General features: G+C 72.0%; 16 protein-coding genes. 5 read left to right on the forward strand and 11 right to left on the reverse strand.

Annotated elements, in window-relative coordinates; translation table 11 throughout:
- The first annotated feature begins 258 nt into the window (after positions 1-258).
- Positions 259-465, forward strand: coding sequence for a DUF5988 family protein (locus ACIQFU_RS19530; RefSeq protein WP_402552989.1), 207 nt, complete (start codon positions 259-261; stop codon positions 463-465).
- An 82-nt stretch (positions 466-547) separates the two neighbouring features.
- Here the strand turns inward: ACIQFU_RS19530 and pruA are convergent, their stop codons facing one another.
- Positions 548-2,188 (reverse strand): L-glutamate gamma-semialdehyde dehydrogenase, encoded by a 1,641-nt coding sequence (pruA, locus tag ACIQFU_RS19535; RefSeq protein ID WP_402552990.1) that lies wholly within the window; start codon positions 2,186-2,188, stop codon positions 548-550.
- A 178-nt stretch (positions 2,189-2,366) separates the two neighbouring features.
- Positions 2,367-3,293 carry a proline dehydrogenase family protein gene (locus tag ACIQFU_RS19540; RefSeq protein WP_402552991.1) on the reverse strand — a complete coding sequence of 309 codons (927 nt, stop codon included), beginning with the start codon at positions 3,291-3,293 and terminating at the stop codon, positions 2,367-2,369.
- Positions 3,294-3,458: 165 nt separating this feature from the next.
- Here ACIQFU_RS19540 and ACIQFU_RS19545 point away from each other — a divergent pair, with 165 nt between their 5' ends.
- On the forward strand, positions 3,459-4,673 hold the full coding sequence (locus tag ACIQFU_RS19545; RefSeq protein ID WP_402552993.1) for a PucR family transcriptional regulator: 1,215 nt from the start codon (positions 3,459-3,461) through the stop codon (positions 4,671-4,673).
- On the opposite strand, the gene ACIQFU_RS19550 is transcribed toward ACIQFU_RS19545, so the two are convergent.
- Positions 4,654-5,244, reverse strand: coding sequence for a TetR/AcrR family transcriptional regulator (locus ACIQFU_RS19550; protein ID WP_402552995.1), 591 nt, complete (start codon positions 5,242-5,244; stop codon positions 4,654-4,656). The two genes, ACIQFU_RS19545 and ACIQFU_RS19550, sit on opposite strands and share 20 nt — an antisense overlap.
- A gap of 97 nt (positions 5,245-5,341) precedes the next feature.
- Here ACIQFU_RS19550 and ACIQFU_RS19555 point away from each other — a divergent pair, with 97 nt between their 5' ends.
- Positions 5,342-6,907 carry an MFS transporter gene (locus ACIQFU_RS19555; protein WP_402552996.1) on the forward strand — a complete coding sequence of 522 codons (1,566 nt, stop codon included), beginning with the start codon at positions 5,342-5,344 and terminating at the stop codon, positions 6,905-6,907.
- Positions 6,908-6,975: 68 nt separating this feature from the next.
- On the opposite strand, the gene serA is transcribed toward ACIQFU_RS19555, so the two are convergent.
- From serA to ACIQFU_RS19585, 6 genes are all read right to left on the reverse strand, one after another.
- Positions 6,976-8,565 (reverse strand): phosphoglycerate dehydrogenase, encoded by a 1,590-nt coding sequence (gene serA, locus ACIQFU_RS19560; protein WP_402552997.1) that lies wholly within the window; start codon positions 8,563-8,565, stop codon positions 6,976-6,978.
- A 218-nt stretch (positions 8,566-8,783) separates the two neighbouring features.
- On the reverse strand, positions 8,784-9,782 hold the full coding sequence (ilvC, locus tag ACIQFU_RS19565; RefSeq protein ID WP_402552998.1) for a ketol-acid reductoisomerase: 999 nt from the start codon (positions 9,780-9,782) through the stop codon (positions 8,784-8,786).
- A gap of 118 nt (positions 9,783-9,900) precedes the next feature.
- Positions 9,901-10,425 (reverse strand): acetolactate synthase small subunit, encoded by a 525-nt coding sequence (gene ilvN / locus ACIQFU_RS19570; protein ID WP_031039333.1) that lies wholly within the window; start codon positions 10,423-10,425, stop codon positions 9,901-9,903.
- Positions 10,426-10,446: 21 nt separating this feature from the next.
- Positions 10,447-12,288 (reverse strand): acetolactate synthase large subunit, encoded by a 1,842-nt coding sequence (locus ACIQFU_RS19575; protein WP_402553000.1) that lies wholly within the window; start codon positions 12,286-12,288, stop codon positions 10,447-10,449.
- Positions 12,289-12,529: 241 nt separating this feature from the next.
- Positions 12,530-15,628 carry a putative bifunctional diguanylate cyclase/phosphodiesterase gene (locus ACIQFU_RS19580; RefSeq protein WP_402553002.1) on the reverse strand — a complete coding sequence of 1,033 codons (3,099 nt, stop codon included), beginning with the start codon at positions 15,626-15,628 and terminating at the stop codon, positions 12,530-12,532.
- A gap of 413 nt (positions 15,629-16,041) precedes the next feature.
- On the reverse strand, positions 16,042-16,986 hold the full coding sequence (locus tag ACIQFU_RS19585) for a 2-hydroxyacid dehydrogenase (protein WP_402553004.1): 945 nt from the start codon (positions 16,984-16,986) through the stop codon (positions 16,042-16,044).
- A gap of 74 nt (positions 16,987-17,060) precedes the next feature.
- On the opposite strand from ACIQFU_RS19585, the gene ACIQFU_RS19590 reads away from it, so the two are divergent.
- Positions 17,061-18,059 (forward strand): aldo/keto reductase, encoded by a 999-nt coding sequence (locus ACIQFU_RS19590; protein ID WP_402553006.1) that lies wholly within the window; start codon positions 17,061-17,063, stop codon positions 18,057-18,059.
- Between the two features lie 76 nt (positions 18,060-18,135).
- Complete coding sequence (locus tag ACIQFU_RS19595; RefSeq protein WP_402553007.1) at positions 18,136-19,335, forward strand: PQQ-dependent sugar dehydrogenase; 1,200 nt, start codon at positions 18,136-18,138, stop codon at positions 19,333-19,335.
- Between the two features lie 7 nt (positions 19,336-19,342).
- Here ACIQFU_RS19595 and ACIQFU_RS19600 read toward each other — a convergent pair whose 3' ends face one another.
- Both ACIQFU_RS19600 and ACIQFU_RS19605 read right to left on the reverse strand, forming a co-directional pair.
- Positions 19,343-19,540: a DUF6191 domain-containing protein gene (locus ACIQFU_RS19600; protein ID WP_402553009.1), complete on the reverse strand. Its 198-nt coding sequence runs from the start codon at positions 19,538-19,540 to the stop codon at positions 19,343-19,345.
- Between the two features lie 38 nt (positions 19,541-19,578).
- The gene (locus ACIQFU_RS19605) at positions 19,579-22,704 is read right to left on the reverse strand and encodes an AAA family ATPase (protein WP_402553011.1); all 3,126 of its coding nucleotides are present in this window, start codon (positions 22,702-22,704) and stop codon (positions 19,579-19,581) included.
- Positions 22,705-22,710 lie beyond the last annotated feature (6 nt).

A 22,710-nucleotide genomic window follows, 5' to 3' on the forward strand; every position in this document is an offset into this window, starting at 1 on the left:
GCAGGGGTTGCCTGCACGGGGCACGGACTCACGGCCGCCCTTCGCTCGATCGAGCGGGACGTTCGGCTCCTACAAAGTTAAGGGAGCCCGCCGTGTCTGTCTCCACAATTACTCGGACTTCCTACTATCTGAGACGGTGGACTCGGTCACACGGCGCTGACCTGCGAACTCACCGGTCGGCCGTCTCCGGTCGACCACACGGCTGATCCTTGGCCCCGGCAGGTGGCACCGGGGCGCCGGAGCGGGAACGGTGCGGGCATGACCGACACGGCCAAGGCACTTCTCGAAGGCGGCCCGCAGGACCTGCCCGAGCGGATCGTCCCCGCCCCGCCCCCCGGCGAGGACGTCAAGATCGAACTGCGCAACGGCTACGAGCACTTCCGGCCCGCCGGCCGCGAGGCGGACACCGCCGGGGGCCGGCTGCCGGTCTACGAGTGGTGGGAACGGACGGAGATGCCCGGCTAGGCGGGCACGCGAAGGGCCCCGGACACGCCGACGGGCCGGGTCGGACGACCTGGCCCGTCGGGACGCCGTTCGCGCGCGGGTGTCAGCCCATGTGCGGGTACGTGTAGTCGGTCGGCGCGACCAGCGTCTCCTTGATGGCGCGGGTCAGCGTCCAGCGCATCAGGTTCTGCGGCGCACCGGCCTTGTCGTTGGTGCCGGAGGCGCGGCCGCCGCCGAAGGGCTGCTGGCCGACCACGGCACCGGTCGACTTGTCGTTGATGTAGAAGTTGCCGGCCGCGTAGCGCAGCTTCTCCATCGTGTACGCGGCCGCCGCACGGTCGTTGGAGACGACCGAGCCGGTGAGCGCGTAGTCCGACACCGACTCCATCTGGGTCAGCATCGCGTCGTAGGCGTCGTCGGCGCTGTCGTCGTACACGTGGACGGCGAGGAACGGGCCGAAGTACTCGGTGCGGAAGACCTCGTTCTCCGGGTCGGTGCACTCGACGACGGTCGGGCGGACGAAGTAGCCGACCGAGTCGTCGTAGGAGCCGCCCGCGACGATGGTGCAGGTCTCGTCGGCCTTGGCGCGGTCGATGGCCGCCTTGTTCTTGGCGAAGGACCGCTCGTCGATGACGGCGCCCATGAAGTTCGACAGGTCGGTGACGTCACCCATGGTGAGGTAGTCGACCTCGGCGGCGAACTCCTCCTTGAACCCGTCGTTCCAGATGGACGCCGGGATGTAGGCGCGCGAGGTGGCGCTGCACTTCTGGCCCTGGTACTCGAAGGCACCGCGGGTCAGCGCGGTCTTGAGCACCGCGTGGTCCGCGCTCGGGTGGGCGACGAGGAAGTCCTTGCCGCCGGTCTCGCCGACCAGGCGCGGGTAGGTGCGGTACTTCTCGATGTTGTTGCCGACCGTCTTCCACAGGTGCTGGAAGGTCCTGGTCGAGCCGGTGAAGTGGATGCCCGCCAGGTCCCGGTGCTCCAGGGCGACCTCGGAGACCGCGATGCCGTCGCCGGTGACCAGGTTGATGACGCCCTTGGGCAGCCCGGCCTCCTCCAGCAGCCGCATGAGCAGCACGGCGGCGTGGGTCTGGGTCGGGGACGGCTTCCAGACCACCACGTTGCCCATCAGGGCCGGGGCGGTGGGCAGGTTGGCCGCGATCGCGCTGAAGTTGAAGGGCGTGATCGCGTAGACGAAGCCCTCCAGCGGGCGGTGGTCCATGCGGTTCCACACGCCCTGGGAGTTGGCCGGCGGCTGCTCGGCCAGGATGTTCCGCGCGTAGTGGACGTTGAAGCGCCAGAAGTCGATCAGCTCGCAGGGGCTGTCGATCTCGGCCTGCTGGGCGGTCTTGGACTGGCCGAGCATGGTGGAGGCGGCGATGGTCTCGCGCCACGGACCCGACAGCAGTTCGGCGGCGCGCAGGATGATCGCCGCGCGGTCGTCGAAGGACATCGCGCGCCATGCGGGGGCGGCGGCCAGGGCGGCGTCGATCGCGTCCTGGGCGTCCTGCTGGGTGGCGTTGGCGTAGGTGCCCAGGCGCGCCTTGTGGTTGTGCGGCTGCACGACGTCGAAGCGCTCACCGCCGCCCATCCGCTTCACACCGCCGATGGTGCAGGGCAGGTCGACGGGGTTGTCGGCCAGCTCCTTGAGCTTGGCCTCCAGACGGGCACGCTCGGGCGAACCGGGCGCGTAGCCGTGCACCGGCTCGTTGACGGGGGTGGGGACCTGGGTCACAGCGTCCATGGGTTCCGTTACTCCTTTACTGAGCGGTCTTGCGAGCGGGTGGGCTCAGCCCTTGCTGACCATCGAGCGGGCGAAGAACCGGAGGTTCGCCGGCTTCTCCGCCAGACGGCGCATGCTGTGCCTTCCCGGGGGGCGACCCCCGGACCCCCGGCAGTCACCGCGGCACAGCCCGGACGTATCAGCCATGGCCGATCACGCTCCTGGCGAAGAACCGGAGGTTGGCCGGCTTCTCCGCCAGACGGCGCATGAAGTAGCCGTACCAGTCGGTGCCGTAGGCGGTGTAGACGCGCATGCGGTGGCCCTCGGCGGCGAGCCGCAGGTGCTCGTCGCCGCGGATGCCGTACAGCATCTGGAACTCGTACTCGTCGAGCTTGCGCCCGGCGGTGCGGGCCAGCTCCTGGCCGATGGAGATCAGGCGCGGGTCGTGCGACCCGATCATCGGGTAGCCCTCGCCCTCCATCAGGGTGCGCAGGATGCGGACGTACGCCTTGTCGATCTCGTGGCGCTGCTGGTACGCGACCTCTGCGGGCTCCTTGTAGGCGCCCTTCACCAACCGTACGCGAGAGCCGCTGTCGGCGAGGCGGCGCGCGTCGGCCTCGGTGCGGAAGAGGTAGGCCTGGATGACGCAGCCGGTCTGCGGGAAGTCCTTCCGCAGTTCCTCGTGGATGGCGAACATCGAGTCGAGGGTGGTGTGGTCCTCGGCGTCGAGCGTGACCGTGGTGCCGATCTCGGCGGCGGCCTCGACGACCGGGCGGACGTTCGCGGCAGCCAGTTCGTGGCCGGCGTCCAGCGCCTGGCCGAACATCGACAGCTTGACCGACATCTCGGCGCGGGTGCCCAGCTCCAGCGGCTTGAGCCGGTCGATCAGCTCCAGGTAGGCGTCGCGGGCGGCCTCGGCCTGCGCGGGGGTGGTGATGTCCTCGCCGACGACGTCCATCGTCAGCTCCAGGCCCTGATCGGTGAGGTCCCGGACGATCGGCACGATCTGGTCGACCGTCTCGCCGGGGATGAACCGGTCGACGACCGGCTTGGTCACGGGCGCGGCCGAGACGAGACGGCGCATCCGGTCGCTGCGCGACGCGGCGAGAATCACGGGACCCAGCACGGGGCACCTCCACTTACCAACCAACACAGGGGCCGCTGCCCGACGTAGGGGGAACGGCACGGAGAACCACCGTGAAATCTAAGGATCCCCCCGATCGTCGACCATCGACAGCTGTCACGCATCCGTGCCGCGGATCTCAGACATGTGTATGAAGGCGGCGCTCAAATGCGGCAGAATGCCCGGGTGACGACGGATTCGAAGGGTGACTACCAGGAGCTGGTCGACGAGCTCTCCGAGCTGCTGGGCGCGCCCGCGACCCTGGAGAACCGCGACTTCGAGCTGATCGCCTTCGGCGCGTACGACAGCGAGGGCGACCTGGACCCCTCCGCCCTGGACCCGGTGCGCACCCGCTCGATCCTCACCCGCCGCTCCACCGCCGCGGTCCGGGCGTGGTTCGAGAGCTTCGGCATCACCCGCGCGACCGGCCCGGTCCGCATCCCGCCGACCCCCGAGGCGGGGGTGTACCGGGGACGCACCTGTCTGCCGGTACGCCATCGGGGTGTGGTCCTCGGCTATGTCTGGCTGCTGGACACCGACCCGGGGCCGACCGACCGGCAGCTGGCGGCGGCCATGGAGGTCACGGCGCGGATCGGCGCACTGCTCGCCGACGAGGCGCAGCACGGCGCGGACCTGAGCCGGGAGCTGCGGGCGGTGCTGACGGCGGAGCGGGACTGGCAGCGGGACATGGCGGTGGCGGAGCTGCGCAGCGCGCTGGGCGCCCGGGCCGAGACCCCGCACGCGGTGGTGTGCGTGGCGCCCTGGCCCTCGGCCGACCCCGACGACGCGCCGTCGGTCCGTACGGTCCCGGGCGCCACGGCACTGTGCACGGTGCCGTGGGGAGCCTCGGCCGTGTCGCTGGCGCTGCTGGTCCGGCTGCGCTCGGCGGAGGTGCGGAGCCCGGCGACGTCGGCGGCGGGGCGGCTGATGGAGCGGGCTGGGGCGGCCACGGGCCGGGGCGGGCCGGCGGGTGGCATCGCGGCCGGTGTCTCCGCGCCGCGCACGGGCCTCGCCGACCTGGGGACGGCCTGGTCGGAGGCGTCGGCGGCGGCCCGGACGGCGCGGGCGGAGGCACGGTTCGGGCCGGTGGCCCAGTGGACGTCGATCGGGGCGTTCCGCCTGCTGACCTCGCTGCCCCCGCGCTCCGCCGACGATCCCGCCGTACGGGCACTGCTCTCCCCCGCCCACCGCGAACTCGCCCGCACGGCGGAGGTGTACCTGGACTGCGCGGGCCAGGCCGGCCGCACCGCCGCCGAACTGGGCGTCCACCGCCAGACGCTCTACTACCGGCTGTCCCGCGTCGAACAGCTCACGGGCCTGGACCTGGACGACGGCGAGGACCGGCTGCTGCTGCACATGGCGCTCAAGGCGCGTCGCCTGTAGCGGCCCCGATCACCCGGCGCAGGCCCTCGGTCAGCGCGTCGGCGTCGGGGGCGCTCTTCGGGTCGAAGTTCCACTGGGCGATGAGGCCGGTCATCAGGGTGACGTAGAACGCGCCCAGGGTGTCCGTCGTCTCGTCCGTGACGTCCTCCTCCCTGCCGCCCATGAGCAGGGGGATGATGCCGCGTCCCGCCTCGCGCTGGGCGCGGCCGAGGTGGTTGCGCAGCTCGGGCATCCGGTCGCCCATGACCAGCACTTCCATGCTGAGGCGCCAGACGGAGCCGGGCTCGCGCATGGTGCCGATGATGTTGGACCACACCTGCCGGAACCGCTCGACCGAGCCCGGTTCGGTGTCGTCCAGAGCGGGGCCCTCCCCCTCGAAGGCGCCCCCCATCCCCTCGATCAGCTCGATGTACGCCTGGGCGAGCAGGACGTCCTTCGACCCGTAGTGGTAGCCGATGGACGCCAGGTTGGTCCCCGACTCCTTGACGATGTCCCGCGCGGTCGTGCGCGTGAACCCCTTCTCCAGCAGGCAGCGCTTGGCGCCTTCGAGCAGATCCTCACGGTGTCCCATGCCGTCACCCTAACCATCTGTCCATACGGACGTCTTAAACAACCTTTCCATACGATCGTTCTAGACAAGCGTATAAGACGTGCGTACAGTCTCTCGCATGACAACGAACCCGTCCCTGGCCGGCCGTCGCGAGTGGACCGCGCTGGGCGTACTGATGCTTCCGCTCCTCCTGGTCTCGATGGACGTCTCGGTCCTCTACTTCGCTATCCCGGCGATCAGCGCGGACCTGGAGCCGACCGGCACCCAGCAGCTGTGGATCTTCGACATCTACGGCTTCGTCCTGGCCGGCCTGCTGATGACGATGGGCTCCGTCGGCGACCGCATCGGCCGCCGGCGGCTGCTGCTGGCCGGCGCTGCGGCCTTCGGCACGGCCTCCCTGGTGGCGGCGTACGCGAACAGCGCCGAGACCCTGATCGCGGCCCGCGCCGTCCTCGGCATCGGCGGCGCGACCCTGATGCCGTCGACGCTGGCCCTGGTGCGCACGATGTTCGCCGACCCGGCCCAGCGCGCGAAGGCCATCGCCCTGTGGTCCGGCGTGATGACGGCCGGCGTGGCACTGGGCTCGGTGCTGAGCGGGGTCCTGGTGGAGTACTTCTGGTGGGGCTCGGTCTTCCTGGTCAACCTGCCCGCGATGGCGCTGCTGCTGGTCCTCGGCCCGTTCCTGCTGCCCGAGTCGAAGGACCCGGCCCCGGGCCGCTTCGACTGGCCGAGCGTCCCGCTGTCCATGGCCGCGGTGCTCCCCGTCGTCTACGGCCTCAAGGAGATCCCCTCCGAGGGCTGGAACGTCCGCTACGTCGTCTCGGTCACCGTCGGTCTGCTCTTCGCGGCCCTCTTCGTGCACCGGCAGCGCACGACGGCGTCACCGATGATCTCCCCGGCGCTGTTCCGCGGACACGGCTTCGCCCCGGCCGTCACGCTGAACCTCGTGTCGGCCTTCGGGATGATGGGCTCGGCGTTCTTCACCACGCAGTACCTGCAGTCGGTGCTCGGCAAGAGCGCGATGGAGGCGGCCCTGTGGGCGCTGCTGCCCTCGGTGCCGATCGGCTTCGCCGCCCCGGTGGCGACCTCGCTGGTGCAGCGGGGCGTGCACCGCGCCCACGTCGTCACGGCCGGCTTCGCGATCGCCGCGTGCGGCTACGGCCTGCTGGCCCTCGCCGGTACGGACTCGATGTGGCTGGTGCTCACCGCGTGCGGCGTCCTCGCGTCCGGGATCGTCATGGTGATGTCCCAGCTGATGGACCTGGCCCTGGGCACCGTGCCGGTGGAGCGGGCGGGCTCGGCGTCCTCGCTGATGGAGACCGGCACGGAGTTCGGCGGGGCGCTCGGCATGGCGGTCCTCGGCTCCATCGGCACCGCCGTCTACCGCCACGGTGTCCCCGACTCGGCCCCGGCCGCGGCCCACGAGACGCTGGGCGGCGCGCTGGCCGTCGCCGACGGACTGCCGGGGCGCGCGGGAGACGCCCTGGCTACGGCGGCACGGGAGGCGTTCACGCAGGGGATGCAGGGTGCGGCGATCGCGGGTGCGGCGATTCTGGTCGGCGCGGCGGTCCTGACGACGGCGACTCTGCGCCGGGTGCGAGTACGCGAGGAGGCGGCCGCGGAAGACGCCGGACAGGCCGGCTCACTCACCCCGCTCGGGGGCGCCCCTTCTGCGGGACTTTGACGAGGAGGCCCGTGCAGGGCCGTGTGCGTGGGCCCCGGGAGCTGCCGCTCCCGGGGCCCACGCACACCTCAGACGAGGTTGACGGACCGGGCCGACGTCGCCCCGATCTCCGCCGAGACCTCCGCCATGACCCCGGAAGGCACCGTGTCGTCGACGGTCAGGACGGCCAGCGCCTCGCCGCCCACCGTCGCACGGGCGACCTGCATGCCGGCGATGTTGATGCCGGCCTCGCCGATGACGCGGCCGACGGTGCCGACGACGCCGGGACGGTCCTCGTAGCGCAGGACGACCATGTGGTCGGCGAGGGCGAGGTCCACGTCGTACTCGCCCACGGCGACGATCTTCTGCAGGTGCTTCGGGCCGGCCAGCGTGCCGGAGACCGACACCTCCTCGCCGTCCGCGAGGGTGCCGCGCACGGTCACCACGTTGCGGTGCTCCGGGGACTCCGAGCTGGTGGTCAGCCGGACCTCGACGCCGCGCTCCTGGGCGAACAGCGGGGCGTTGACGTACGACACCGTCTCGTCGACGACGTCCTCGAAGACGCCCTTGAGGGCGGACAGCTCCAGCACCTTCACGTCGTGCTGGGTGATCTCGCCGTAGACCTCGACGTCGAGGCGGACGGCCACCTCGCCGGCGAGCGCGGTGAAGATGCGGCCGAGGCGCTCGGCGAGCGGCAGACCCGGCTTGACGTCCTCGGCGATGACGCCGCCCTGGACGTTGACCGCGTCGGGGACCAGCTCACCGGCGAGGGCCAGACGCACCGACTTGGCGACGGCGATGCCGGCCTTCTCCTGGGCCTCGTCGGTGGAGGCGCCGAGGTGCGGGGTGCAGACCACCTGGTCGAACTCGAACAGCGGCGAGTCGGTGCACGGCTCCTTGGCGTACACGTCGAGGCCGGCGCCGGCCACGCGGCCCTCCTTGAGCGCCGAGTACAGCGCCTCCTCGTCCACGATGCCGCCGCGCGCGGCGTTGACGATGCGGACGCTCGGCTTGACCTTGCGCAGCGCCTCGTCGCCGATCAGGCCGAGGGTCTCGGGGGTCTTGGGCAGGTGGACGGTGATGAAGTCGGAGACCTCGAGCAGCTCGTCGAGGGACAGCACCTTGACGCCCATCTGCGCGGCCCGCGCGGGCTGCACGTAGGGGTCGTAGGCGACGACCTTCATGCCGAAGGCCGACATGCGCTGCGCGACGAGGGCGCCGATGCGGCCGAGGCCGACGACGCCGAGGGTCTTCTCGGCCAGCTCGACACCGGTGTACTTGCTGCGCTTCCACTCGCCGTTCTTCAGCGCGGCGTTGGCCTGCGGGATGTTGCGGGCGGTGGCGACGATCAGGCCGCAGGCCAGCTCGGCGGCGGTGACGATGTTGGAGGTCGGGGCGTTGACCACCATCACGCCGGCCTTGGTGGCGGCGGAGACGTCCACGTTGTCCAGGCCGACCCCGGCGCGGGCGACGACCTTGAGCTTCTTGGCGGCGGCCACGGCCTCGGCGTCGACCTTGGTGGCGGAGCGGACCAGGATCGCGTCCACGTCGGCGATGGCGGGGAGCAGTTCGGCCCGGTCCGCGCCGTTGCACTGGCGGATCTCGAAGTCGGGGCCGAGCGCGTCCACGGTCGCGGGCGACAGCTCTTCGGCGATGAGTACGACGGGTTTCGAGCTCACGTGAGTCCTCACAAGTCCAATGCGGACGGCCGTCCCGACGGCCGCATGCGGAGGGTTGCTAGCCGCGTGGAAGACGCACGACGCTGTGGGCCTGACGCGTATGTGTTCAGCAGTCTAGTGGCGTGGCGGGCAGTGTCCTGCGCCCCTGCGGAAGCATCACCCGGAAGTGGATCCCGCGGGGGTGTCCAGCGTGCCGGACACCCCCGCGGGGCAAAGACCTACGCCTCTTCGTCGACCCAGCTCATGAGCTTGCGCAGCTCCTTGCCGGTGGTCTCCAGGAGGTGCTCGGAGTCCTGCTTCTTGTACTCGTTGTACTTCTTCAGACCGCCGTGGTACTCGTCCATCCAGTTCTTGGCGAAGGTGCCGTCCTGGATCTCGGCGAGGACCTTCTTCATCTCGGCCTTGGTGGCGTCGGTGACGATGCGCGGGCCGGTGACGTAGTCGCCCCACTCGGCGGTCTCGGAGATCGACCAGCGCATCTTCTCCAGGCCGCCCTCGTACATGAGGTCCACGATCAGCTTCAGCTCGTGCAGGCACTCGAAGTAGGCGATCTCCGGCTGGTAACCGGCCTCGGTCAGGGTCTCGAAGCCCGCCTTCACCAGCGCGGCCGTGCCGCCGCACAGGACGGCCTGCTCACCGAACAGGTCGGTCTCGGTCTCCTCGGTGAAGGTCGTCTTGATGACGCCGGCGCGGGTGCCGCCGATGCCCTTCGCGTACGACAGGGCCAGCGCGAAGCCGTTGCCCGTGGCGTCCTGCTCGACGGCGGCGATGCAGGGAACGCCGCGGCCCTCCTCGTACTGACGGCGCACCAGGTGGCCCGGACCCTTGGGGGCGACCATGCAGACGTCCACACCGGCCGGGGGCTTGACGAAGCCGTAGCGGATGTTCAGGCCGTGGCCGAAGAACAGCGCGTCGCCGTCCTTCAGGTTGTCCTTGATGTCCTTCTCGTAGACCTCGCCCTGGATGGGGTCCGGGACCAGGATCATGATGACGTCGGCCTCGGCGGCGGCCTCGGACGGGCTCACCACGCGCAGGCCCTGCTCCTCGGCCTTGGCCTTGGACTTGGAGCCCTCGTGCAGACCGACGCGCACGTCGACACCGGAGTCGCGCAGCGACAGGGCGTGGGCGTGGCCCTGGCTGCCGTACCCGATGACCGCGACCTTGCGGCCCTGGATGATGGACAGGTCGGCGTCGGCGTCGTAGAACAGCTCGGCCACTGGGTTCTCTCCTTGTGTGCAGGCGTTGCGTCCCACCGTATGCCGGTGGGGGGAGGGGAAGTTTCGGGGTCTCGGAATTTGGGCGGCCGGCGGTGTCCGCGGCCGCCCGTTTCCGTCGTTATGCGGACCGGTCGAGTGCGCGCAGCGAGCGGTCGGTGATCGAACGGGCGCCGCGGCCGATGGCGATCGTGCCGGACTGGACGAGCTCCTTGATGCCGTACGGTTCCAGCATCCTGAGCATGGCGGTCAGCTTGTCGCTGCTGCCGGTGGCCTCGATGGTGACGGCCTCCGGGGAGACGTCGACCGTCTTGGCGCGGAACAGCTGGACGATCTCGACGATCTGGGAGCGCGTCTCGTTGTCGGAGCGCACCTTCACCAGAACGAGTTCGCGCTGGACGGCCTGGGTGGGCTCCAGCTCGACGATCTTGAGCACGTTGACCAGCTTGTTGAGCTGCTTGGTCACCTGCTCCAGCGGGAAGTCCTCGACGCTCACCACGATGGTGATGCGGGAGATGTCGGCGTGCTCGGTGACGCCGACGGCGAGCGAGTCGATGTTGAACCCGCGGCGGGAGAACAGCGCGGTGATCCGTGCCAGGACGCCGGGGGTGTTCTCCACCAGGACGGAGAGCGTGTGCTTGGACATGGTCTCTTCGGTCTCTCTCGCTCAGTCGTCTTCGTTGTCGCCGAAGTCGGGGCGGACGTCCCGGGCGGCCATGATCTCGTCGTTGGAGGTGCCGGCGGCGACCATCGGCCAGACCATCGCGTCCTCGTGGACGACGAAGTCGACGACGACGGGGCGGTCGTTGATGGAGTTGGCCTCCTCGATCACCTTGTCGAGGTCGGCGGGGTCCTCGCAGCGGATGGCGTAGCAGCCCATGGCCTCCGACAGCTTGACGAAGTCGGGGACCCGGGTGCCGCGGGCCTGAGGGTTGACGTCGTCCGGGCCGGAGTGCAGCACCGTGTTGGAGTACCGCTGGTTGTAGAACAGGGTCTGCCACTGGCGGACCATCCCGAGGGCGCCGTTGTTGATGACGGCGACCTTGATCGGGATGTTGTTCAGGGCGCAGGTGGTCAGTTCCTGGTTGGTCATCTGGAAGCAGCCGTCGCCGTCGATCGCCCAGACGGTGCGGTCGGGCATGCCGGCCTGGGCGCCCATGGCGGCCGGGACGGCGTAGCCCATGGTTCCGGCGCCGCCGGAATTCAGCCAGGTGGCGGGCTTGTCGTACTGGACGAAGTGCGCCGCCCACATCTGGTGCTGGCCGACACCGGCCGCGAAGATCGTGCCCTCGGGCGCCAGCTGCCCGACCCGCTCGATGACCTGCTGCGGGGAGAGCGAACCGTCCGCGGGCTGGTCGTAGCCGAGCGGGTAGGTCTCGCGCCAGCGGCTCAGGTCCTTCCACCAGGCGCTGTAGTCGCCCTTGTTGCCCTCGTCGTGCTCCTTCTGGACGGCCTGCACGAGGTCGGCGACGACCTCGCGGGCGTCGCCGACGATCGGGACGTCGGCGGCACGGTTCTTGCCGATCTCGGCCGGGTCGATGTCGGCGTGGACGATCTTGGCGTACGGGGCGAAGCTGTCCAGCTTGCCGGTGACGCGGTCGTCGAAGCGGGCGCCGAGGGCGACGATCAGGTCGGCCTTCTGCAGCGCGGTGACGGCGGTGACCGCACCGTGCATGCCCGGCATTCCCACGTGCAGCGGGTGGCTGTCGGGGAACGCGCCGAGCGCCATCAGGGTGGTGGTGACGGGCGCTCCGGTGAGTTCGGCGAGGACCTTCAGCTCGGCGGTGGCCTTCGCCTTGAGGACGCCGCCGCCGACGTAGAGCACGGGCCGCTTCGCCGCGGAGATCAGCTTGGCCGCCTCGCGGATCTGCTTGGCGTGCGGCTTGGTGACCGGGCGGTAGCCGGGCAGGTCCATGACCGGCGGCCAGGAGAAGGTGGTCTTCTTCTGGAGGATGTCCTTGGGGATGTCGACCAGGACGGGGCCCGGACGGCCGGTGGAGGCGATGTGGAACGCCTGCGCGATCGTCTTGGGGATGTCCTCAGCCTTGGTGACCAGGAAGCTGTGCTTGGTGATCGGCATGGTGATGCCGACGATGTCCGCCTCCTGGAAGGCGTCCGTGCCGATCGAGGAGGAGACCACCTGTCCGGTGATCGCGACCAGCGGCACGGAGTCCAGGTTGGCGTCGGCGATCGGGGTGACCAGGTTGGTGGCACCGGGGCCCGAGGTGGCCATGCAGACGCCGACCTTGCCGGTGGCCTGCGCGTAGCCGGTGGCCGCGTGGCCGGCGCCCTGCTCGTGGCGGACCAGGACGTGGCGCACCCTGGTGGAGTCCATCAGCGGGTCGTAGGCCGGAAGGATCGTGCCCCCGGGAATGCCGAATACGGTGTCGGCGCCGACCTCCTCGAGAGAGCGAATGAGGGACTGCGCACCCGTGACGTGCTCGGGGGCGGACTGTCCTCCGGATCGGGGCCGGGGCTGCGGGTGAGCCCCGGTGGCCTGCTCGGTCATCGGCGTTCTCTTCTCGATGCTGAGGGTTTTTGCGAGGTTTGGGCGTTCTGTGCTGCTGTTCGGCAAGTGCCTGTGCAACAAAAAACCCCTCGTGCCATAAGGCAAGCGAGGGGAGCGCGTCGGTGTGGGTCGCGGGGAGTCCGGGTCGGTCCGGACGTCACCAGCTTCAGCCGACGCGCTTTCCAAGTACGAGAATTCGGGTGCGCATGGCACTGACCTTCCCTCCGGCGCGCACTCACTGTCAAGTGGGTGGGACGGGAGTCTCATCATGTGAGCGCAACGCCGTGCCACCACCGAGGACGGCGGGCAGCCCGGAAGCGACACCTCCGGCGACCTGACCGGCGGCGGGGCCACCGACACCCGTGCTGTACACCCCGGCACCGCCGCCCGCGAAGGCCGGTTCGGCCGGACCGTGCGGCACCGGGTAGTGGCCGGTTCCGAGCGCTCTGCGCAGCCGGTACTCGTCCAGGGCCCCGGAGAACGCCATGCCCTGTCCGTGCGTACAGCCCATCGCGCGCAGGGCGACGATCTGCTCGGGCAGGTCGACGCCGTCGGCGACGGACTTCAGCCCGAGGTCGGTGGCGATGCGCAGCAGACCACTGGTGATCTTGTGCAGCCGCGCGGACTCCACGACGCCCTCGATCAGGCCGCGGTCCAGCTTGAGAACGTCCACGGGCAGCCGCCGCAGCGCGGTGATCGCCGCGTAGCCGCTGCCGAAGCCGTCCAGCGCGATCCGGACACCGACCCTGCGCAGGGCGTTCAGCCGGCGGTCCAGCTCGTCGAGGCCGACCCGTGGGTCGATGTCCGACAGCTCGATCACGAGGGAGCCCGGGGGCAGCCCGTGCCGGGTCAGCAGGGCCTCCACGGAGCCCAGTGGCATGGAGCGGTCCAGCAGGCGGCGGGCGCCGATGCGTATGGCCACGGTCACGGAGAGGCCGGCCGCCGCGCGCTCGGCGGCCTGCTCGACGGCCTCGCGCAGCACCCAGCGGTCCAGTTCGGCGGTTCTGTCGCCGTCCTCGGACACCCGCAGGAACTCGGCGGGGGTGAACAGCACGCCCTGCGAGGAGCGCCACCGCGCCTGGGCGCAGACCGACGTGATCCGGCCGTCCGTCAGGGAGACCACCGGCTGGTGCAGCAGCGCGAACTCCCCGTCGTGCAGCGCGGCCCGCAGGCGCGTGGCCAGCTCGGCCTTGCGTACGACGTCCTGCTGCATCTGCGGTCGGTACAGCTCGACGCGTCCCTTGCCGCCCGCCTTGGCCCGGTACATGGCGAGGTCGGCGTTGCGCAGCAACTCGCCCGCGCCGAGGCCCGGTTCGGCGAAGGCCACGCCGATGGAGGCGTTGACCCGGACCTCGTTGCCGTCGATGAGGTAGGGCTGGGAGAGCGTCAGCCTGAGCCGGTCGGCCAACTCCCGGATGTGGCCCTCGCGGGCGGCCCGGTCCCGGGCCCCGTCTCCGACGATCAGGGCCGCGAACTCGTCGCCGCCGAGTCTGGAGGCGGTGTCGCCCTTGCGGACGGCCTCGTGGAGTCTGCGGGCGGCCTGGACGAGCAGCTCGTCGCCGGCCTGGTGCCCGATGGTGTCGTTGACGCCCTTGAAGCCGTCGAGGTCGATGAAGAGCACCGCCGTGCCGCGCAGGGCGGCACCCCGGTCGGAGGCGCGGCGGCCGGAGAGGGCCTGCTGGACGCGCCGGGTGAACAGGGCGCGGTTGGGCAGGTCGGTCAGCGGGTCGTGCTCGGCGTTGTGCTGGAGCTGCGCCTGGAGGCGCACTCTTTCGGTCACGTCCCGGCTGTTGAAGATGAGGCCGCCGTGGTGCCGGTTGACGGTCGACTCGACGTTCAGCCAGCCGCCCTCCCCGGAACGGAAGCGGCACTCGATGCGCGTGGTGGGTTCCTCGACGGGACTGGCGGCCAGGAACCGGCGCACCTCGTGGACCACGCAGCCGAGGTCCTCGGGATGGATGAGCCCGGCCAGTTCGCCGCCCACCAGCTCCTCCGCCGGGCGCCCGTAGACACCGGCGGCGGCCGGGGAGACGTAGCGCAGGATGCCGTTGGGTGCGGCGATCATGATGACGTCGCTCGAGCCCTGGACCAGGGAGCGGAAGTGGTTCTCCTTCTGGGCCAGTTCCTGGGTGAGGACGATGTTGTCGAGCAGCATGATCCCCTGCCGGACGACGAGCGCGAGCACCACGGTGCCGCCGGTCAGCAGCACGACGCGGTCGACGCTGCGGCCGTTGAGCACGTTGTAGAGGATGCCCAGGGTGCAGACGGCGGCCGCGAGGTACGGCGTGAGCGCGGCCAGGGACCCGGCGATGGGCCGGGCGGCCGGGTACCGGCCCCGCTCGCCGCCCTGTCCGGGGCCGGGCAGGGAGGGAGGCGTGGCGGGGGGCACCGAGGGAGGCGTGGGCTGGTGGCCGGCACCGCGCTGCCCGGGCACGTGTTCGCGCACCACGCGGGTGTGCCCGCCAGAGCCCCGGTCGTCCGGCGCCGCCCGCCCGCGCCGGGAGGCGGCCCAGGGGGCGTAGGCGAGCAGCAGGGAGCCGGCGAACCAGCCCGCGTCGAGCAACTGCCCGGAGCGGTAGCTGTTGTGCAGCAGCGGCGAGGTGAACAGGGCGTCGCACATCACCGTAAGGGCGAGCGCCCCGATGGCCGTGTTGACGGCGGACCTGCAGACGGGCGACCGCCTGAAGTGCAGCGCGAGCACCATGCTGACCAGGGCGATGTCGAGCAGCGGATACGCCACCGAGAGCGCGGAGCGGGCCACGCTGGAGCCGCCCTCGGCCTTCGCCGCCTGCGCGAGGGCCAGGCTCCAGGCCAGGGTGAGCAGCGAACCGCCGATCAGCCAGGCGTCCAGGCCCAGGCAGATCCAGCCGGCCTTGGTCACCGGCCGCTTGGCCAGCACCAGGAGCCCCACGATGGCGGGCGGGGCGAAGCACAGGAAGAACAGGTCCGCGTAGCTGGGGCTGGGCACCGGCACCCGCAGCACGACCTCGTACCACCCCCAGACCAGGTTGCCCAGGGACGCCATCGCCGAGGAGAGGGCGAAGAGCAGCCAGGCCGGTCGAAAGCGGACGCGGCTCCCGCGGGCGTAGAGGAAGCAGGAGACGGCGGCTGCCGCGGCGGCGGCGCTCAGCCCGAAGTCGCCCATGATCTTGGCGACGTACGCGGAGCCCCAGCCGAGCGCGGCGCCGACGGCGTAGGCCGCGCAGACCAGGGCCAGCACCAGCTGGCGGACCAGGGGCGTCGTGCCGGCGGCGGCCGACGACCGGGGCAGCAGCGGTCCGGGCGCGGCCCGGCCGTCGCGCAGCGCTCCTTCCAGCGTGGACACGGGGGGCGGACTCACCGCGGCCTCCCAGTCCGTACCGCTCCCGCGTCCCGCGCACACCGGCACCGGTGGACCGGCCGCTCCTGCCTTCCGCTCCCGCCCGGCCGGAGCGGGTGGGGGCTGCGCCGGCCCGGCCGGCCGGGGTGGCTGTGCCGGCCCCGTTCGCGCGCGGTCGTGGCCGTCGTGCGCCAGGGTCGCCGGCGGCGGCTCCGCCGCGTCGGATCGTTGGTCCATAGGCCGTGCATCGCCCGTCGCCCCCCTCACAGTCTGAGATGTCCGTCCCCGGCGCCGTACGGTGCGCGGCGCGTCCCCTGTCGGACGATACACCAGGATCGTCACTCAGGGACATAGGTTCTCTACGCTCCGTGACGACCAGCGGATATGTGCGCACCCACCGCATCCGGGGGATTGCGGAGGGTGCCCGAAACGGATTACGCGCCCGTCGTCAGGATCACGTTGCGCAGCGGCTCCCGGTTCACGAAACGGTTCAACTGGTCCACCAGCAGCCGCTTGGCGCGCGGCAGGAACGCGGAGGTCGGACCGCCCGCGTGCGGGCTGACGACTATGCCGGGAGCATGCCACAGCGGGTGGTCCCGCGGCAGCGGTTCGGGGTCGGTCACGTCCAGGGCCGCGGTGAGGCGCCCGCTCTCCAGTTCGGTGAGCAACGCCTTCGTGTCCACGACGGGTCCGCGCGCCACGTTGACGAGCAGGGCGCCGTCCTTCATGCGCGCCAGGAACTCGGCGTCGGCCAGGCCGCGGGTGGCCTCGGTGAGCGGTGTGGACAGGACGACGACGTCGGCCTGCGGGAGCAGGGCCGGGAGTTCGGTGAGCGGATGCACGGGGCCGCGCTCCGTGGCGCGGGCGGAGCGCGCGACGCGCACGACCGGCGCGACCTCGAACGGCACGAGCCGGTCCTCGATCGCGGCGCCGATCGACCCGTACCCGACGATGAGCACCGTCCGGTCCGCGAGCGCGGGCCGGAAACCTCCGCCGAGCCACTCGCCGCGCTCCTGCGCCCGCACGAAGTCCGGGATGCCGCGCAGCGAGGCCAGGATCAGGGTCAGGGTCAGCTCCGCGGTGCTGGCCTCGTGCACGCCGCGCGCGTTGCACAGCCGTACGCCCGCGGGCAGGTGCCGCAGGCCGGGCTCGACGTGGTCGATGCCCGCGGAGAGCGTCTGGACGACCTGGACGGAGCGCATCTCGGGCAGCGGACGGACGCCGACCCCGCCCGCCTTCATGTAGGGGACGACGTAGTACACGCAGTCGGCCGGGTCGGCGGGGTAGGTCTCCTCCCCGTCCCAGTGGCGGTAGGCGGGGCCCTCGGGAAGGCCCTCGATCTCGTCCGGGGGGATGGGCAGCCACACGTCAGCAGTCATGGTCAGGAGGCTATGTCAGGGCACGAAGAGGCAGCGGTTAGGTTGGGTGGCCTGACGAGGGAGGGTCACGACCGGTGGAGCGCAGGACGATCGGCGCGACGGCACTCGCGGTGGGGGCCGTCGGACTGGGGTGCATGCCGATGAGCTGGGCGTACAGCGCCTCGCGGCAGCGGGGCGACGAGTCGCTCAGGGCGGTGCACCGGGCCCTCGATCTCGGTGTCTCCCTGCTGGACACGGCGGACATGTACGGCCCGTTCACCAACGAGCTGCTGCTGGGCCGGGTGCTCAGGGAACGGCGGTCCGAGGCCTTCGTGTCGACCAAGGTCGGTCTGCTGGTGGGCGAGCAGCACATCGTGGCCAACGGCCGCCCCGGCTACGTGCGGCGTGCCTGCGACGCGTCCCTGCGCCGGCTCCAGACGGACGTCATCGACCTCTACCAACTGCACCGCGCCGACCCCGAGATACCCGTCGAGGAGACCTGGGGCGCGATGGCGGAGCTGGTGCGGGCCGGGAAGGTGCGGGCGCTCGGGCTCTGCGCGGTCGGCGCGCGGTCCACCCGGCGCCCGGGCGCCCGGCTGTACGACGCGACCGTCCGCCAACTGGAGCGGGTCCAGCAGGTGTTCCCGGTCAGCGCGGTCGAGGCCGAGTTGTCGGTGTGGTCGCCGGAGGCGCTGCGGACGCTGCTGCCGTGGTGCGTCTCGCGCGGCGTCGGCCTCCTGGCCGCGATGCCGCTGGGCAACGGCTACCTGACCGGCACGCTGACGCCGGGCCAGGGTTTCGAGCCGGAGGACCTGCGGGCCCGGCACCCCCGTTTCACCGCCGAGATGATGGCCGCCAACCAGCCGATCGTGGCCACGCTGCGCCGGATCGCGGCCCGGCACGGCGACGGGGTCACCGCGGCGCAGGTGGCGCTGGCCTGGGTGCTGGCGCAGGGGCGGCACGTGGTGCCGGTGCCGGGCACCAAGCAGGAGCGCTGGGTGACGCAGAACGCGGGCGCGGCGGGACTGCGGCTGACCGAGCGGGATCTGGCGGAGCTGCGGGTGCTGCCGCCGGCGCAGGGGTCGTGGGAGTGACGCCTGCGGCGGCCCGCGCAGGACGCCGCCGGATTCGGGATTGGGCGATCGGGAACCTGGAAAGCTCCTGCGGTGTATGACAGGGAGAACCCGCCCCGTCGAAGGGACCGAGATCGTGCGACGTCGAGCCGTGCCGGCCGTGCTGGCCACCGCCCTCCTGCTGACGGCCGGCTGCTCCTCCGACGGCGGGGACCCGCCCGGAGCGGACGGCGGCACCTCCCCGGCCAGTACGGCGGCGCGGTCCTCGCCCGCCGGATCGCCCAGCGAGGAGGCACCGCCCGCGAAGGGCTCGGTGAAGGTGCTCCGCACGGTCGCCACGGGGCTGAAGAGCCCCTGGGGCCTGGCCCCGCTGCCGGGCGGCGACCTGCTGGTCTCCTCCCGCGACGAGGCCACGATCACGCGCGTCGACGCGGAGTCGGGCGAGAAGACGGAGCTGGGCGAGGTGCCCGGGGTCTCCGCGTCCGGCGAGGGCGGCCTCCTCGGCATCGCGCTCTCCCCCGCCTACGCCTCGGACCACATGATCTACGCGTACTTCACCTCCGCCTCGGACAACCGGATCGTGCGCATGCTGTACGACGAGAAGAAGCCGGCGGGCGAACAGCTGGGTGCGCCGGACACGGTCTTCCGGGGCATCCCCAAGGGTGTGATCCACAACGGCGGCCGGATCGCCTTCGGCCCCGACAAGATGCTCTACGCGGGCACCGGCGAGAGCGGCGACACGGGTCTGGCGCAGGACAGGAAGTCCCTCGGCGGCAAGATCCTGCGGATGACCCCGGACGGCGAGCCGGCGCCCGGCAACCCCTTCCCCGACTCCCCCGTGTACTCGTACGGCCACCGGAACGTGCAGGGCCTGGCCTGGGACGGCAAGCAGCGGCTGTTCGCCTCGGAGTTCGGCCAGGACACCTGGGACGAGCTGAACGCGATCAAGCCGGGCGACAACTACGGCTGGCCCGAGGCGGAGGGCAAGGGCGGCGGCTCCGGGTTCCACGACCCGGTCGCGCAGTGGAGCACCGACGAGGCCTCCCCCAGCGGCATCGCCTACGCCGAGGGATCCGTGTGGATGGCGGGGCTGCGCGGTGAGCGGCTGTGGCGGATCCCGCTGAAGGGCACGGAGGCCGCGGCCGAACCGCAGGCCTTCCTGAAGGGCGAGTACGGCCGGCTGCGCACGGTGGCCCCGGCGGGCGGCGACAAGCTGTGGCTGGTCACCAGCAACACGGACGGCCGCGGCGACGCGAAGGGCGACGACGACCGGATCCTGGAGCTCGAGGTGAAGTAGCGGCCGGCTACTCCTCCTCCGGGGCGGCGGTCTCCGTCTCCCCGGAGCGCGGCCGGTGGACGACGACCTTGCCGGAGGTCAGGTCTATCGGGCCGTGGCCGGGGTCGCCGTCGCCGATGTCCTCGCGGGTCAGTTCGAGGCGGTTCTGCTCGTCGCGGGTGTGTTTGCGGCCGGGGGAGAAGAGTTCCTCGAATGCGTTGAACATCGTGCCTCCGTCGGTCGGCGTCCCTTACAGCGTAAGCCTCACTCGGTCGAACCGGACGTGAGCCGTTCGGCGGGGAACAGCGCCAGCCGGTGGGCCACCGCCGCCGCCTCGCCGCGGCCGGAGACGCCCAGCTTGGCCAGGATGTTCGACACGTGGACGCTGGCCGTCTTGGGCGAGATGAAGAGTTCCTCGGCTATCTGGCGGTTGGTGCGGCCGTCGGAGACCAGCCGCAGCACGTCGCGCTCCCGGCCGGTGAGGCCCAGGGCGTCGGCCGGGTCCGCGGGCTCGGGCGCGGTGGCCGGTCCCGCGGCGTGGCCCAGCGTGAGGCGGGCGCGGCGGCCGAGCAGGGCGACGGCGTCGGACAGCGGGCGGGCGCCGAGGTGGTCGGCGACGGTGCGGGCCAGCCGCAGCAGCTCCGTGGCCCGGGCGCGCTCGTCCTCGCCGCCGGTCGCGAGGAGGGCGGCGGCCAGCCGGTGCCGGACGCGGGCGAGGTCGTAGGGGCGCTCCAGGCATTCGAAGGCGGTGACGGCCTCCGACCAGAGCTGCGGGGTGTCACGGTCCCGCGCGCGGTGGAGTTCGGCGCGGACCCACCGCTCGTGGGCGGCCCAGACGGGGGCGCCCGTCGTGAGGTGCTTCGCGGCCTCGGTGAGGCGCGCGAGGACGGCGGCTCGGCCCTCTTCGGCGGCCGGCAGGGTGCGCGCGTCGGCCTCCGCCGCGGCGGCGGACAGCAGCAGGGGCCAGCCGTAGCGCTGGGTGCCGGGCGGGAAGCCCTCGTCCAGGGCGCGGACGAGTTCGGCGCGGGCGTCGGGGAGGCGGCCCTCGGCCGCGGCGATGCCGACGGTGAGCGCGGCCAGCGGCAGCTGGTACTGCGGCATCGGGTCGTGGGTGCCGTAGGCGGTGCGGGCCTCGCCGAGCAGCCGGGCGGCCTCGGCCTGCTCGCCGCGGGCGAGGGCGACGGCGGCGCGTTTGAGCGCGGCGCCACCGCGTGGTGCGGGGCTGCGGCCCGGCGCCCCGGCCCGGTCCGCCGCTTCGAGGGCCTCGTCCCAGCGGCCCAGGGAGATCAGCGACTCGGCGAGGTTGCCCCAGACCCAGGCCTCGGACTCCAGCAGGCCCATCCGCCGGGTGAGTTCGACGCCCTCGCGCAGGATGCCGAGCGCGTCCCGCGAGCGGCCGACGCTCTCCAGGGACGAGGGCAGGTTGACGTGGCTGCGGGCCACCACGACGGACCTGCTCTGCGCCACCACGAGGTCCCTGACCTGGAACATCTCGGCGAGTCCCGCGTCGATCTGGCCTGCGTCCACCATCAGGCCGCCGAGAGTGAGCCGGGCGTTCTGCTCGATCTCGTCGGCGCCGACCATGCGTGCGTACTCGACGGCCCGTTCGGCGGCGGTCATCGCGTCGGGGCCGGGAGAGTGGAGCATCGACCAGTTGGCCGACATGGCCAGCACCTCGGCGTGCACCTGGGAGGGCGGCAGGCCGCGGACCAGCTCCTGGGCGATGCCCAGCTCCCGCCAGCCGTCGCCGCGGCCCTGCGCCTGCACCAGCAGCGAGCGCTGGGTCCAGAACCAGGCGGCGCGCTGCGGGTCCCGGCCGCTCGCGCCCGCCCCGGCGGCCGCGTCCTGCTCGTCCTCCAGGAGGCGCAGCGCCCGCTTGGTGATCTTCATGGCGCGCTCGCGTTCCCCGCACAGCCGCCCGGCGACGGCCGCCTCGGCCATCAGGTCCAGGTAGCGCAGGGGCGTGGTGGCGGGGTCGCAGCCGCACGGAGGGTAGACCTCGGTGTAGTCGACGGGGCGCAGGGTGGCACGTACGTCGTCGGGGACGGAGTCCCAGAGCTCCATCGCGCGCTCCAGCAGCCGCAGCTGCTCGGAGTAGGCGTGCCTTCGCCGGGCCTCGACGGAGGCTTCCAGGACGGCGGGCAGGGCCTGGGCGGGCGCGTGGGCGTGGTACCAGTAGCTGGCCAGGCGCATCACGCGCTCGGCGGCGGGCACCAGCGTGGGATCGGCGTCCAGTGCCTCGGCGTAGCGCCGGTTGAGGCGGGAGCGTTCGCCGGGGAGCAGGTCGTCGCCGACGGCCTCGCGGACCAGCGAGTGGCGGAAGCGGTAGCCGTCGCCGTCGGGAGCGGGGAGCAGGATGTTGGCGTTCACCGCGGAGCGCAGCGCCTCGATGAGGTCGTCCTCGGCGAGCCCGGCGACGGCGGCCAGCAGCCGGTACTCGACGGTGGAGCCGCCCTCGGCGACGATCCGGGCGACCCGCTGGGCGCTCTCCGGCAGCGCTTCGACGCGGACCAGGAGCAGGTCGCGCAGGGAGTCGGTGAGGCCGGCGCAGCTTCCCTCGTGGGCGACGACGGCCAGTTCCTCCACGAAGAAGGCGTTGCCGTCGGAGCGTTCGAAGATCGCGTCGACCTGGAGCGGGTCGGGCTCCTGGGCGAGGATCCCGGCGATCTGCCGGCCCACCTCGTCGCGGGTGAAGCGGCCGAGTTCCAGGCGGCGGACGGTGCGCAGCCGGTCCAGCTCGGCGAGCAGGGGGCGCAGCGGGTGGCGGCGGTGGATGTCGTCCGAACGGTAGGTGGCGAGGACGACGAGGCGGCCGGTGCGCAGGGTGCGGAAGAGGTAGGCGATCAGGTGGCGGGTGGAGGCGTCGGCCCAGTGCAGGTCCTCCAGGACGAGGACGACGGTGTGCCGGGCGGCGACCCGCTCCAGCAGGCGGGCGGTGAGTTCGAACAGCCGCGCCATGCTCTCCTCGTCGTGCCGTCCGCCGCCGGTGACCGGGGCGCCCTCGGCCAGTTCGGGCAGCAGCCGGGCCAGCTCCTCCTCCTGCCCGGCGGCCGCGGCGGCCAGCTCCTCGGGCAGGTGGCGGCGCAGAGCGCGCAGGGCGGTGGAGAAGGGCGCGAAGGGCAGCCCGTCGGCGCCGATCTCGACGCAGCCGCCCAGTGCGACGACGGCGCCCTGCCGGCAGGCGGCGCGGGCGAACTCCTCGACGAGGCGGGTCTTGCCGACGCCGGCCTCGCCGCCGAGCAGCAGGGCCTGCGGCTCTCCCCCGGATGCGGACGCCCGGGGGGCGTCGCCACCGGCGGCACGGGCGAGCGCGTCGTTCAACGTGTCCAGTTCGCCGGTACGGCCGACGAACACGGGACTGACGGACCTGGTCTCCACGGACCCGAGCATCGCACG

The sequence above is a fragment of the Streptomyces sp. NPDC093065 genome, assembly GCF_044754585.1.
Lineage (GTDB): Bacteria > Actinomycetota > Actinomycetes > Streptomycetales > Streptomycetaceae > Streptomyces.

Coding starts and splice junctions, on each gene's coding strand:
- ACIQFU_RS19605 (WP_402553011.1), bottom strand. CDS start 22,704: ATGCTCGGGTCCGTGGAGACCAGGTCCGTCAGTCCCGTGTTCGTCGGC.
- ACIQFU_RS19600 (WP_402553009.1), bottom strand. CDS start 19,540: ATGTTCAACGCATTCGAGGAACTCTTCTCCCCCGGCCGCAAACACACC.
- ACIQFU_RS19530 (WP_402552989.1), top strand. CDS start 259: ATGACCGACACGGCCAAGGCACTTCTCGAAGGCGGCCCGCAGGACCTG.
- ACIQFU_RS19595 (WP_402553007.1), top strand. CDS start 18,136: ATGACAGGGAGAACCCGCCCCGTCGAAGGGACCGAGATCGTGCGACGT.
- ACIQFU_RS19575 (WP_402553000.1), bottom strand. CDS start 12,288: ATGACCGAGCAGGCCACCGGGGCTCACCCGCAGCCCCGGCCCCGATCC.
- pruA (WP_402552990.1), bottom strand. CDS start 2,188: ATGGACGCTGTGACCCAGGTCCCCACCCCCGTCAACGAGCCGGTGCAC.
- ACIQFU_RS19550 (WP_402552995.1), bottom strand. CDS start 5,244: ATGGGACACCGTGAGGATCTGCTCGAAGGCGCCAAGCGCTGCCTGCTG.
- ACIQFU_RS19545 (WP_402552993.1), top strand. CDS start 3,459: ATGCGGCAGAATGCCCGGGTGACGACGGATTCGAAGGGTGACTACCAG.
- ilvN (WP_031039333.1), bottom strand. CDS start 10,425: ATGTCCAAGCACACGCTCTCCGTCCTGGTGGAGAACACCCCCGGCGTC.
- ACIQFU_RS19555 (WP_402552996.1), top strand. CDS start 5,342: ATGACAACGAACCCGTCCCTGGCCGGCCGTCGCGAGTGGACCGCGCTG.
- ACIQFU_RS19585 (WP_402553004.1), bottom strand. CDS start 16,986: ATGACTGCTGACGTGTGGCTGCCCATCCCCCCGGACGAGATCGAGGGC.